Annotated in this window: 11 protein-coding genes and 1 pseudogene; 9 read left to right on the forward strand and 3 right to left on the reverse strand. The window is 67.3% G+C overall.

From position 1 onward, the window contains the following. Positions 1-58: 58 nt before the first annotated feature. The 5 genes from QAA18_RS00965 (at position 59) to QAA18_RS00985 (ending at position 5464) form a co-directional block, all read left to right on the forward strand. Positions 59-2443 (forward strand): TonB-dependent receptor, encoded by a 2385-nt coding sequence (locus QAA18_RS00965; protein ID WP_279410315.1) that lies wholly within the window; start codon positions 59-61, stop codon positions 2441-2443. A 42-nt stretch (positions 2444-2485) separates the two neighbouring features. Continuing rightward, positions 2486-3163, forward strand: coding sequence for a response regulator transcription factor (locus QAA18_RS00970; protein ID WP_279410335.1), 678 nt, complete (start codon positions 2486-2488; stop codon positions 3161-3163). Continuing rightward, positions 3163-4389, forward strand: a complete 1227-nt coding sequence (locus tag QAA18_RS00975; protein ID WP_279410317.1) for a HAMP domain-containing sensor histidine kinase — start codon at positions 3163-3165, stop codon at positions 4387-4389. The genes QAA18_RS00970 and QAA18_RS00975 overlap by 1 nt, the downstream gene beginning before the upstream one ends. 110 nt (positions 4390-4499) lie before the next feature. After that, the gene (locus tag QAA18_RS00980) at positions 4500-4769 is read left to right on the forward strand and encodes a hypothetical protein (RefSeq protein ID WP_279410318.1); all 270 of its coding nucleotides are present in this window, start codon (positions 4500-4502) and stop codon (positions 4767-4769) included. 41 nt (positions 4770-4810) lie between these two features. Then, on the forward strand, positions 4811-5464 hold the full coding sequence (locus tag QAA18_RS00985; protein ID WP_279410319.1) for a L,D-transpeptidase: 654 nt from the start codon (positions 4811-4813) through the stop codon (positions 5462-5464). On the opposite strand, the gene QAA18_RS00990 is transcribed toward QAA18_RS00985, so the two are convergent. Next, on the reverse strand, positions 5456-6151 hold the full coding sequence (locus tag QAA18_RS00990; RefSeq protein WP_279410321.1) for a class I SAM-dependent methyltransferase: 696 nt from the start codon (positions 6149-6151) through the stop codon (positions 5456-5458). The two genes, QAA18_RS00985 and QAA18_RS00990, sit on opposite strands and share 9 nt — an antisense overlap. A 147-nt stretch (positions 6152-6298) precedes the next feature. Here QAA18_RS00990 and QAA18_RS00995 point away from each other — a divergent pair. Next, a pseudogene (locus tag QAA18_RS00995) lies at positions 6299-7933 on the forward strand (monovalent cation:proton antiporter-2 (CPA2) family protein); the annotation flags it as partial. Positions 7934-8067: 134 nt separating this feature from the next. Further along, complete coding sequence (xth, locus tag QAA18_RS01000) at positions 8068-8892, forward strand: exodeoxyribonuclease III (protein ID WP_279410322.1); 825 nt, start codon at positions 8068-8070, stop codon at positions 8890-8892. On the opposite strand, the gene gltS is transcribed toward xth, so the two are convergent. Next, positions 8876-10069, reverse strand: coding sequence for a sodium/glutamate symporter (gltS, locus tag QAA18_RS01005; RefSeq protein ID WP_279410323.1), 1194 nt, complete (start codon positions 10067-10069; stop codon positions 8876-8878). The two genes, xth and gltS, sit on opposite strands and share 17 nt — an antisense overlap. A gap of 110 nt (positions 10070-10179) precedes the next feature. Here gltS and QAA18_RS01010 point away from each other — a divergent pair, with 110 nt between their 5' ends. Beyond that, positions 10180-10710 carry a YdeI/OmpD-associated family protein gene (locus tag QAA18_RS01010; RefSeq protein ID WP_279410324.1) on the forward strand — a complete coding sequence of 177 codons (531 nt, stop codon included), beginning with the start codon at positions 10180-10182 and terminating at the stop codon, positions 10708-10710. A 3-nt stretch (positions 10711-10713) separates the two neighbouring features. On the opposite strand, the gene QAA18_RS01015 is transcribed toward QAA18_RS01010, so the two are convergent. Continuing rightward, positions 10714-11097 carry a nuclear transport factor 2 family protein gene (locus QAA18_RS01015; RefSeq protein WP_279410326.1) on the reverse strand — a complete coding sequence of 128 codons (384 nt, stop codon included), beginning with the start codon at positions 11095-11097 and terminating at the stop codon, positions 10714-10716. A 175-nt stretch (positions 11098-11272) separates the two neighbouring features. Between QAA18_RS01015 and QAA18_RS01020 the strand changes: the two genes are divergently transcribed. Further along, positions 11273-11734: a hypothetical protein gene (locus QAA18_RS01020; RefSeq protein ID WP_279410327.1), complete on the forward strand. Its 462-nt coding sequence runs from the start codon at positions 11273-11275 to the stop codon at positions 11732-11734. Positions 11735-11943: the final 209 nt, after the last annotated feature.

The following is an 11943-nucleotide window of genomic DNA, read 5'->3' on the forward strand; positions in this document are numbered from 1 at the left end:
GCCGTTAACCTCGCTTCGCCTCATGCAATGAGACGGCCCATTCCTGGAGGGGAGCGATATGAGCAGGACCGCGCGACGTGCACTGTCGTTGGCTCTTTCGGCATGCCTGGTTGGTTTTCCGCTGTTCGCGCATGCAGCGGAAGCACCGGGTGCCCTGACGATCGTCGTCAGGGATCAACATACCGACCGGCCGCTTCCAAACGCGAAGGTCACCATCACGGAACGCGAAACCGCCTCGGTGCGAACCCTTGAGACCGACGCGCAAGGCCGCATCGTCGTCGAACGGCTCGACCCCGGGCTCTACGCGATCAACATCGCCAAGGACGGGTTCGCTTCGATCCACGAGCCCAGCGTCCGCGTGATCACGCGCAAGAACTCCAGGATCGATTTCGAACTGGCAGCGCCGCTGATGCAGGGCGTGGTGGTTCGAGCGCGGCCCATCGACGCATCCGCATCGCCTTCCAGCACCTTCCTGGATCGGGAAGCGCTGCGAAGCGCCGTCGGCGGCGGCGCGGATCCGCTGCTGTCCCTGGACGGCCTGCCCGGCGTGGCTTCCACCGGCGAGTTCGCGAATTTCAGCGTGCGCGGCCGGGGGCCGAGGGACAACCTGATCTTTGTCGACGAGTTCCCCTTCGACAAGGCGGTGCACTTCGACGCGACCCTGGGCGAGGACGAGGACATCGGCGGTGGCGGCCGGTTCTCGATCTTCGCGCCCAACGTCATCAGCGGTGCCGAGTTCTCGCCGGGCGGATGGGGCCCCGCGTATGGCGGCCGGGCTGCGTCGCTGCTCAAACTGGAAGTCGCCGACGGCAGCCCAAGCCCGTCGGCCAGCCTGCGCCTGGACCTGGCAGGCAACGAGGTCGGCTACGACGGGCCGCTCGGACTCACCGACGATTCCACCGTGCTCGTCTCCGCGCGCCGGCTGGATTTCGGTGCCTTCTTCGAGGACATCGAGGAACTCGACATCGGCGATCCCATATTGAGGGACGTCATCGTCAAGTCGGCCGTGCCGATCAACCCGACCAACACCCTCGAAGTGCTGCTCATCGACACGCGCGAGACCTACACCCGCGGCGTCGAACACGTCCACGAATCCCCCAACTTCGAAGATACGGCGCTACTCGACTTCGAACAGGACAGCGACCTGCACGGGTTCACCCTGCGATCGCTGATCGGTGCGGATGCCGTCTGGACCAACAAGGTCTACCGCCGGGCCAGCAACAAGATCAGTTCCGAGGGCGAAGCCTATCCCGACCTCGTGCCCGCCGGCTCGCCCGCCTCCGATTTTCCGGTGCGGGAAGGCATCCTGACCGTGGCCGAAGACGAAACCGAAACCGGCTGGCGAAGCGACTTTTCGACGGTGAACCGTTGGGGCGCGTTCAGTGCGGGCGTCCAGGTAACCCAGGTCGACCTGGACTACAGCACTACGCTGGATCGCGACTGGATCCGGTACGTCTACGACGACGACGACTCCCGGGCGGACCCCGATCAGCATTACATCGTGCTGACTCCGGAGAGCATCGACTCTTCGCTGAGCAGGAAAGAGACGAGTTACGCGGGTTATGTGGACCAGGCGTTCAAGCGCGGCTCATGGGACATCCGCACGGGTTTGCGGTTCGAACGGGATGGCCTGACCGGCGAAAGCCTGGTGTCGCCCAGGGTCAGGGTGAACTGGCAGCCGGGCCGTAGCGCCAGGTATTTCGCGACGGCGGGGATCTTCCACCAGTCGCCACGGTTCCTCGACTTCGCGGCCAACGAGGCGAACAACCTCGAAAACGAGAAGATCACCCACGCGAGCTTCGGCTTCGAATACTTCCCGAACGACAGGTGGTCGGTGCTGACGGAGGCCTATTACCAGGATCTCGCCAACTTGGTGGTCGACCTGGACCGGACGAGCGGCACGTTCGCCAATATCGGCGAGGGCACCTCTTATGGCCTCGACGTCGTGGCCCGGGGCACGCTTCGCGAAGGCCTGTACGCGACCGCGACCTACTCGTACAACGATGCGAAGGTGGACCGGAAGGATGGCCGTGGCGCCGTCGCCGACGAGTTCAACCGCGAGCACGTGGCCACCCTCGGCCTGACCTGGGAGATCACGGATCGCTGGAAAGTGGCCGGGCGCTACAAGTACCTGTCCGGCAGGCCGGCGGACGCCTACCTCATCCACGAGGACGTGCTGGGCCCCGGGGAACCCCTGCGTTACTCGCGGGAGACGATCGCGCGCAATGTCGGCCGCAATCCCGGTTACGGCATGCTGAACGTTCGCGTCGACTATCGGCGCGCCTTCGGTCCCATCGACGTCACGGCTTTCCTCGACGTCATCAACGTCACCTCGGCGGGATCGACCGACGAGACCGAGTTCGACTACCGCAGGGGCGTCAACGTGAGGGATGATGGCGAAGTCGAGCCGTTGATCGGTCTCCGGCTGGACTATGCCTGGTAGAAGAGGGGGCAGCGGATGGCACGCACGCTGGAGGCGGCGCCGATCAGGGCGTTGATCGTCGAGGACAATCGCGACATCTGCGAGAACATCGCCGCGTACCTCGAGAAGATCAGCTATGTGCTGGATTTCGCCCACGACGGCGTTACCGCCATGAACCTGGCGCTGACGAACCCCTTCGACGTCATCGTCCTGGACCTGATGATCCCGAGGATGGACGGCCTCACCTTCTGCCAGCGGCTGCGGGCCGATGCCGGGATCGAAACGCCCGTGCTCATGCTGACGGCCAGGGACACGCTCGACGACAGGCTCAAGGGGTTCGATGCCGGCGCGGACGACTACCTGGTCAAGCCGTTCGCGCTACAGGAGCTGCATGCACGCCTCCGGGCGCTCTACAAGCGGAGCCACCGGAACCCCGACAACCTGTTGGCCGTCGGCGACCTGACGTTGAACAGATCGACGTTGCAAGTGCATCGCGCGGGGCGGCGTGTCGAGATCAACCCGGCCGGCATGAAGTTGCTGCGGCGGCTGATGGAAGAGTCCCCGTCCGTCGTGGATCGCGATGAGCTCGAAACGCTGTTGTGGGCCGACGATCGCCCGGATGGCGATGCGCTGCGCTCCCACATGTACAAGCTGCGGCAGGCGATCGATCGGCCGTTCGACCGGCCGTTGATCCACACGGTGCACCGTATCGGATACCGGATTGCCGAGGACGCCAGGTAGTGCCGCGGCACAGTCTGCGCAAGCGGGTCGAGTATGCGTTCGCGCTTTGCGTCGTCGCGCTCAGCGTGGCCTGGGGATTCGCGTTCTACGCGGCCATCCGGGTCAGCGAGGACCGCGTCCTGGTCAACCAGCTTCAGCGTGCCAGCGAGCACTATCCCGATATCGGGACGAGCATCCGGGGATACGACGACGTCGGCAGCTTGCCGGAGCCACTGAGGGAGTGGGCACGAACAGTCCCCGGTGAAGGCGTCTACGAGTTCGTCGATGAAGAGCTGCATGTCGCCGTGATCCCTGCCGGCAATGCACAGGGACGCGCATTCGTGGTTTTCGATGTCGCAGGGATCGAGGCTGCGTCCTCCGAGGACTGGTGGTGGCTCCTCCTCATCACGGGTGTCGTAGGGCTGCTGGGTGCCCTCGGCTTCGGGCTGGGGGTGCTGGTGATGCGACGGGCGGTCGCCCCGGTGGTGCAGCTCGCCGAGGTGGTCGCGGACATCGACCTGGAACACCTGTCGGCCGGGGACCACGAACTCATAGAGTCCGGCCGCTTCGGAACGGACGAGGTTGGCGTCCTTGCCGGCGCCATCGAGAAGACCCTCGAGCGCATCGGCGCGTTCGTGGTGCGGGAGCGGGACTTCACGGGTTCGGCCAGCCACGAGTTGCGGACGCCGATCACGGTGATCACGGGCGCGCTCGAATTGCTGGAACAAAACGACCTGTCGGCCGAGGACGCCAGGGCGGTGGACCGGATCCGGCGTGCGACGCTGGAAATGAAGTCCACGATCGAGCTGTTCCTGTGCATCGCCCGCGAGGCCGACGACGGGCTGTACGGCGAGCAGTTCCTGGTGGCGCCACTGGTGGACCGGGCGATCGACCAGCAGCGCTACCTGCTGAACGGCAAATCCGTCGATGTCGACGTCGAAGCGCTGGCGGCGACGGTAGTCCGCGGGCATCCGCAAGCCTTCCTGATCGCGGTCACCAACCTGGTGCGGAATGCGTTCGAGCAGACTCCCGGCGGGCAGGGACCGATCAAGGTCCTGATCAGGGAACACGAATTGCTGGTAACGAACACGCTGGTCACGAGCGCGCCGGTCAACGGTGACGATCCCTCTGCTTCCGACGGCAATGGCCTCGGACTCGGCATCGTCCAGCGCCTGTGCGAGCGCAACGGGTGGGCGTTCTCGCTGCACGCAAATGAGACGCTCGTCACTGCCCGCCTGTCATGGTAAGCCGCAAATTTTCACGATCCGTCGACATAGGCCAATGTCGCCTGAAGGTGAGCAGCGCTTCCGGAAAGAAGCCCGCTATAGTCCGGATGCCCCTCACCAAGGAGATCGGAATGTTCCCGACCAGGAATCACCTGAAGATGGCCCGCCCGCTCGGCCTGGCGATGGTCATCGCCATGGGTCTTGCCAGCTGCGCCACGTACGACGACGAGTTCGCAGGCATCAACTCGCGCCTCGACCAGCTCGACACGCGGGTGCAGGGTGCGGCCCAGAGTGCGGAAGCCGCCAACCAGTCCGCGCAGCAGGCCAACCAGCGGCTGGACCAGCTGGAAAGCCGCGTGCAGAGGCTCGAGACGGCGCCGGCCCGCCCGCCGCGCGGCTAATGGGTTCTGCGCCGCGGATTTCCTTTCCTGGCGCACTGCTGTTGGCGCTGGCGTTCGCCTGTTCCGGCGTCGCCAGCGCCAGGGATGCCGCCGAGCAGCCGGTGGCCGCCGTCGACGAGTTGCCGCCAGGGCAGGAGGTGTCCGACACGGTGATCGAGCTGGCGGGCTGGGTTGTCGCAAGCAAGGACAGCCAGGGCTATCCGTTCGCGATCATCGACAAGGCCGCTGCGCAGATCCTGGTGTTCGGCGGCGATGGCCGGCTTCGCGGCGCGGCCCCCGGGCTCTTCGGCTCGGCGGTCGGCGACCACACGGCGCCCGGCATCGCCGGCCTGGCGCTACGCGAGATTCCAGGCCGCGACCGCACCACGCCGGCGGGCCGTTTCGTCGGCGGCTTCGGCCCGTCGATCGACGCCGGCCGCGTGTTGTGGGTGGACTACGACGCCGCGGTCTCCATCCACCCCACGGCCACGGGGGTGCCGGCCGAGAGGCGCCCCGAACGTCTTGCGTCGCCTACGCCCGACGACAATCGCATCTCCCACGGATGCATCAACGTCTCGCCCGCCTTCTACGGGCAGGTCATGGAGCCGACGTTCGAGCGGGGCGGGGTGTTCTACATCCTGCCGGACACGGCGTCGCTGGAAGAGACGTTCCCGGAATTCATGCAAAGTCGTGCGGGCGGAGGCAAGTCACCCTAGCCGCGCGCACCAGCCGTGGATCATGCCCGCCTGGTGGAAACGAAGCGGCGCCTCGAAGCCCGCCTCGGCTACCAGGGCCGCCACTTCGTCCGGCGGCAGGATTGCCACGTCCTTCGCATAGTTGCCGCGCATGCGCTCGATCGCCTCGTCGTCCAGACCGGCGCCGGACATCGTGCGCATCCAGAACCCAAGCATCCGTGGGTAGTCGGCGGCATTCGTGTCCCAGGCCAGGTCGGCCCATGCCAGGATGCCGCCTGCCCGCAGTCGCTGCCTGATGGCGGCGAAGAATGCGGTGCGTTGCGCCCGGCCGAGCAGGAACTGCGAGACGAGGAAGCAGGTGGCACCATCAAAGGCGGCATCCGCCGGCAGCGTCTCGACGAGGCCGCAGTGGAACTCGCAGCGATCGGCGAAGTCCCCCTTCTCCGCGCGCTCGCGACATGCGGCGATCATGCCGGGGGCGGGATCGACCGCCAGGAAGCGCCACCGCGGGAACCGCGCGGCCAGATGCGCAATCTCGGCGCCGGTGCCGGCACCCACGCACAGCAACCGCGCATCTTCGGGCAGGTCGGCGAACGCCGTTTCGAGCAGGAAGTGCAGACTCTCGCGGATCGGCGCCATCCGCGCCCATTGCGTGTCATAGCCGGCGGCATGCTGGTCGAAGAAGGCGTCGAGTTCGTGCTGTTGCATCGAAAGATCTTTCCGTATGCCGGGGCCTACAAGCTACAGGTTTCCCGATGGGTCCGATCAGGCCGGGACCAATCATGCGGGGATGGTATCCGTGGCGCGGGGTGCAGGCACTAGAATCCCCCGACATCCGAAGAGCGAGCCAGCGCCATGGAAACCGCGCACCACGGCATCGACCTGCTGCCGGTCATCATCCTGCTGGCAGGCGCGGTGATCGCCGCGCCGCTGGCCAAGCGGCTCGGCCTCGGCGCGGTGCTGGGCTATCTCGCCGCGGGCCTGGCGATCGGGCCGTTCGGCCTGCGGGTGTTCGAAGAACCGGCGGAGATCCTGCAGGTAGCGGAGCTCGGCGTGGTGATGTTCCTCTTCATCATCGGCCTGGAGATGCGGCCTTCGCGCCTGTGGGCGATGCGCCACCAGATCTTCGGGCTCGGCTTCGCCCAGGTGGCGGCGTGCGCGGCGTTGCTGACACTGGTGGGCCTGTTCACAGGATTTCCGCCGGCGGCTTCGTTCGTTGCGGGTGCCGGCTTCGTGCTGACTTCGACCGCGATCGTGATGCAGCTGCTGGAGGAGCGCGGCGAGCTGGCGTCGGACAACGGCCAGCGGATGGTCGCGATCCTGCTGCTCGAGGACCTGATGCTGGTACCGCTGCTGGCGGCGGTGGCGTTCCTGGCGCCCATCGCGCCTGGTGTTGCGCCGGGTTCGACGGCGGCCACGCAGGGCATCGACTGGGCGGCGATCGGGATCGGCGCGGCCGCCATCGCCGGCCTGGTGCTGGCCGGGCGCTTCCTGCTCGATCCGCTGTTCCGCCTGCTCGCCACCGCGCAGGCCCGCGAGGTGATGACCGCGGCCGCGCTGCTGGTCGTGCTCGGCGCGGCCTATGCGATGGAGCTGGGCGGGCTGTCGATGGCGATGGGCGCGTTCATGGCCGGCGTGCTGCTCTCCGAATCCAGCTACCGGCACCAGCTCGAAGTCGACGTGGAGCCGTTCCGCGGCGTGCTGCTGGGGCTGTTCTTCATCGCCGTCGGCATGTCGCTGCAGATCGACGTGGTGATGGCCAACTGGCTGATGGTGCTGGGCTACGTGCTCGCCTACATGCTTGTGAAGGCGCTGGGCATCTACGTGGTCGCGCGCGTATTCGGTTCCTGCCACATGGTGGCGGTGGAGCGCGCGGTGTACATGGCCCAGGGCGGCGAGTTCGCGTTCGTGCTGTACGGCGCCGCGGCCGCGACCGGGATCATCGACGCCGGCGAGAACGCGATGCTCACGGCGATCGTGATTCTCTCGATGGTGCTCACGCCGCTGGTGATGGCCGGTTTCAACCTGTTGCGCAGGCGCTACCCAAAGGTGGTGGAAGGGCGCGAGCCGCCGCCCCAGCTCACCGGGGTGGCGCTGGTCATCGGCTTCGGGCGGGTCGGGCAGATCGCCAGCCAGTTCCTCTTCGCGCGCGGGTACGAGGTGTCCATCATCGACAACAACGCGGAAATGGTGGACTCGGCCGGGCGCTTCGGCTTCAAGGTGTACTACGGCGACGGCACCCGCCTGGACATCCTGCGCGCCGCCGGCGCCGGCCACGCGCGGGTGGTGCTGGTATGCGTGGACAAGCCCGAGAGCACGACCCGTATCGTGCGCCTGCTCAAGGGCGATTTCCCGGAGGTGCCGGTGGTCGCGCGTGCCAACGACCGCCGCCACAGCGTCGACCTGGTCAAGGCCGGCGTGGACCTGCAGGTGCGCGAGACCTTCGAGTCGGCGATGGTGATGGGCGCGGCGGCGCTGGATCGCCTCGGCGCGTCGCAGGCCGACATCCTCGAGCTGGAGGCGCGCATCCGCGACATCGACCGCCAGCGCCTTGCCGCCGAGACCGAGCGCGGCATGGCCGCGGGCGCGGCCTTCTTCAAGCCGCTGGCGCGATCGGAGGAGTGATGGCCCGCCGTGCCGCCACGCTGAAGCTCGCCACGTTCAACGTCAACGGCATCGGCACGCGGCTGCCGCACCTTCTTGGATGGCTGGAGAAGGAACAGCCGGACATCGTCGCGCTGCAGGAACTCAAGGCGATGGACCAGGCGTTCCCGTTCGCGGAAATCGAAGCGGCCGGCTATGGCGCGATCTGGCACGGGCAGCGCTCCTGGAACGGCGTCGCGCTGCTCGCCCGCGACGTGGAGCCGGTGGAAAGCAGGCGCGGGCTGCCGGGCGATCCGAAGGACGAGCAGAGCCGTTACCTGGAAGCGGCGGTGCACGGCATCGTCGTGGGGTGCCTCTACCTGCCCAATGGCAATCCGCAGCCCGGCCCGAAGTTCGACTACAAGCTCAAGTGGATGGCGCGGCTGCGCCGGCACGCGAAGACTCTGGTCGACATCGGGCACCCGGTGGCCCTGGTCGGGGATTTCAACGTCATCCCCACCGACGAGGACGTCTACGACCCGAAGTCCTGGCGCAAGGACGCATTGATCCAGCCCGAATCGCGCGAGGCGTTCGAGGCCTTGCTGGAACAGGGCTGGACCGATGCCTTGCGGCACGTGCATCCCGACGAACGCATCTACACGTTCTGGGACTACTTCCGCCGGCACGCCGAGCGCGACCGCGGACTGCGCATCGACCACCTGCTGCTCAACCCCCCGCTGGCCAGAGCCCTGAAGAACGCCGGCGTGGACCGGTGGGTACGCTTGCAACCCAAGGCCAGCGACCACGCGCCGACCTGGGTAACGCTGTCGCGCCGCGCGCTGCCGTCGGCTACTCGAACGCGATGATGAAGCCGTTGATGATCAGCGCATTGGTGAAGTCGATGAAGGACGCACCGACCAGCGGCGCCACCAGGAAGGCGCGCGGCGCCGCGCCGTAGCGCTCGACCAGGGTGCGCATCACCGCCATGGCATTGGCCGTGGTGCCGAGCATGAAGCCGATGAAGCCGCCGCCCATCACCGCGGCGTCGTAGTCGCGGCCCATGACCTTGAACACCACGATGCAGAACGCGCACACGATGACCATCTGCAGGCCGAGGTTGACCAGCAGCGGCATCGCCAGCCCGGCCAGCTCCCACAGCTTGAGGTTCATCAGCGCCACCGACAGGAACAGCGCCAGGCAGATGTTGCCGATCAACTCGACGGTCGGCACCGACAGCTTGATGAAGCCGCTGGCGTCGTCGATGTTGCGGATCAGCGCGCCGACCAGCATCGCGCCGATGTAGGCGGGCAGCGTGATGCCGGCAGCCGAGATCCAGCCGCTCACCCAAGCACCGATCCACATCGCCACGAGGATCGCGACGATGCTCTTGAGTGCGCTGAATTCGCGCTGGGCCTCGGTCAGCAGCACGCCGGTGGCCGCGTCGTCCGGTGCGTGGTGGTCCTCCGGCCGCGTCGAACGCAGCTTGTAGCGCTGGATCATCATGGTGATCACCGGCCCGCCGATCAGGCCGCCGAGCACGATGCCGCCCATCGCCGAGGCCACGGCGATCGATTCCGCGCCGCGGATGCCGGCTTCCTCGAACAGCGGCGCGAACGCCAGGCCGGTGGCCGGGCCGCCGGTCAGCGTAGTGGAACCTGCCAGCACGCCGAACAGTGGATGCAGGTCGAAGCCCATCGCCACCGCCATGCCCAGCAGGTTCTGCACCACGGCGAACAGCGAAGCCAGGACCAGGAACACCACCACCTGCTTGCCGCTGATCTTCAACAGCTTGAGGCTGGCGTTGAAGCCGATCGCGGTGAAGAACGCGATCATCAACGGCGTCTGCAGCGACGTGTCCATGGTCCACAGGGCGGTGTCGCGGTCGTGCGCTATCCATGCGGCGATGGCGAACACCAGGCCGCCGATCACCGGCGGAGGAAGGTTGTAGCGCCCGAGGACCGGGATGTACCGGCACAGGCCGTAGCCGATGAACAGCGCGATGCCCGCGAAGGCCAGGGTCTGGACGGCGTCGAGTTGCAGCAATGGAATCCCCTTCGTCGTTGCCCGCCATTGGGGCCGACGTACAAGCCTAACCGCCCCGGGCCCGGAACTGTTTATCCTTGGGCCGTCACGATCAGCACTCGACAACGCCGATGATCCGATTCAAGGCCCGTCTTTCCCGGCCCGCCAGCCCCAGGGGCGCCACCTGGACGTTCCTGGTCCTGCCGGCGGATGCGAGTGCGAAACTGCCGACGCGGAGCATGACCAGCGTGGGCGGCACGCTCGGCGGCCAGCCGTTCGAGGCCACGCTGGAGCCCGCCGGCAACGGCAGCCACTGGCGGAAGGTGCCCAGGGCGCTGCGCGAAGCGGCCAAGGCCGAACCCGGCGATGCCGTCGCGGTTGAGATCGCACCGCTGGAGAAGGAGCTGGAACCTGCGGTGCCTGCCGACCTGCGCGCCGCGTTGAAGGCGAGCCCGGCGGCCAGGGCCACCTGGGACGCGGCCACGACGGTCGCGCGCCGCGACTGGATCGCGTGGATGACCTCGGGCAAGAAGGCCGAAACCCGTGGCAAGCGCCTGCACGCCGCCATCGACATGCTCGAGCACGGCAAGAAGCGGGTGTGCTGCTTCGACCGCTCAGGCATGTACGGCAACAACTTCAGCGCGCCCGAGGCCGCGCCCTAGGAGTCAGCCCGCGCGCGTCTCGGTATGCGCCGCGCAGCGCCACTTGCCGTCGATGCGCAGCCAGGTCGACGAGTCGACCACGTCCTCCTCGATGGTGGCGCCGTCCTTCTCGTACTTCTGCCAGGCGCGGTAGGTGGCGATCGCCACGTCGTCGCTGGGGAACAGCACGTCCAGGTCGGAGAAGCGGTAGTCGAGCAGGCTGTGCTTCGGATTGCGCGCCATCTTCTCGTAGGTGGGCGGGTCGAACGACATTGCGCCGTTGGCGCTGACCATCAGCGCGGTGGGCGTGAGCATGCCGGAGGCGACCTCGGGCTGGTCGTCGACCAGCGACTGCCAGAAGGCGCGTTCCAGGCTTTCGATCTCGCTGCGTTTCGTGGACGTGGCCATCGTCGGTTTCCTCTGCGTGGAGCGTCGATGTTCACGTGACATCGGTAACGGCGCGATGAATGTTTTTCGTGCGTGAGTCCTGAACAGGGCGCGGCTTCACCCCGACTCAACCGCGCGCATTCCAGCATGCGGAAACCGCGGCACGAGCCGCGGCCCCACGACAGGAGAGAACACGATGAGCGACGTCAAGAAGGATCACAGCATTGGTGCAGGCACGGGCGCGATCGCCGGTGCGGTGACGGGTGGTGCGATCGGTTCCGTGGCCGGTCCGGCCGGCACGGTGGTCGGTGCGCTGGCCGGCGGCGCGATCGGTGCCAAGGCGGGCGACTCGCTGGCCGAGGTGGTCAATCCGACCGAGTACACCGCGCACTTCGAGAACAGCTACAAGAGCACCCCGTACTACTCGACCGGTCGCGACTGGAGCGACTACCAGCCGGCCTACCAGTACGGCTACGACACCTATGGCCAGTATCGCGGCCAGCGCTTCGAGGACATCGAGCCGCAGCTCGAGCGCGACTGGGACTCCAGCCGTGCGCGTTCGCGCCTGGCCTGGGGCGAGGCCCGCGAGGCCGTGCGCGACGGCTGGCACCACATCGAGCGGGCGATGCCCGGCGATGCCGACCGCGACGGCCGCTGAGTAATGGTGGGAGCGGCGGAGCCGCGATCGCGGCTCCCGCCGCTCCTACACACCGTATGAACACGGCCGACCTTAGCGTCGGCCGTGTGCCGTCCACGAAGGGGAATGCCATGGGCATGCTGAAGAAGGACCACATCCTTGGCGCCGGCAGCGCGGCGCTCGCCGGCGGCGCGGCAGGCGCCGCGAACGGCGGAATGCTGGCCGGGCCG

This window comes from Luteimonas sp. 8-5, from assembly GCF_029763755.1.
Lineage (GTDB): Bacteria > Pseudomonadota > Gammaproteobacteria > Xanthomonadales > Xanthomonadaceae > Cognatiluteimonas.

Coding starts and splice junctions, on each gene's coding strand:
- QAA18_RS00965 (WP_279410315.1), top strand. CDS start 59: ATGAGCAGGACCGCGCGACGTGCACTGTCGTTGGCTCTTTCGGCATGC.
- QAA18_RS00980 (WP_279410318.1), top strand. CDS start 4,500: ATGTTCCCGACCAGGAATCACCTGAAGATGGCCCGCCCGCTCGGCCTG.
- QAA18_RS00990 (WP_279410321.1), bottom strand. CDS start 6,151: ATGCAACAGCACGAACTCGACGCCTTCTTCGACCAGCATGCCGCCGGC.
- xth (WP_279410322.1), top strand. CDS start 8,068: ATGGCCCGCCGTGCCGCCACGCTGAAGCTCGCCACGTTCAACGTCAAC.
- QAA18_RS01010 (WP_279410324.1), top strand. CDS start 10,180: ATGATCCGATTCAAGGCCCGTCTTTCCCGGCCCGCCAGCCCCAGGGGC.
- QAA18_RS01015 (WP_279410326.1), bottom strand. CDS start 11,097: ATGGCCACGTCCACGAAACGCAGCGAGATCGAAAGCCTGGAACGCGCC.
- QAA18_RS01020 (WP_279410327.1), top strand. CDS start 11,273: ATGAGCGACGTCAAGAAGGATCACAGCATTGGTGCAGGCACGGGCGCG.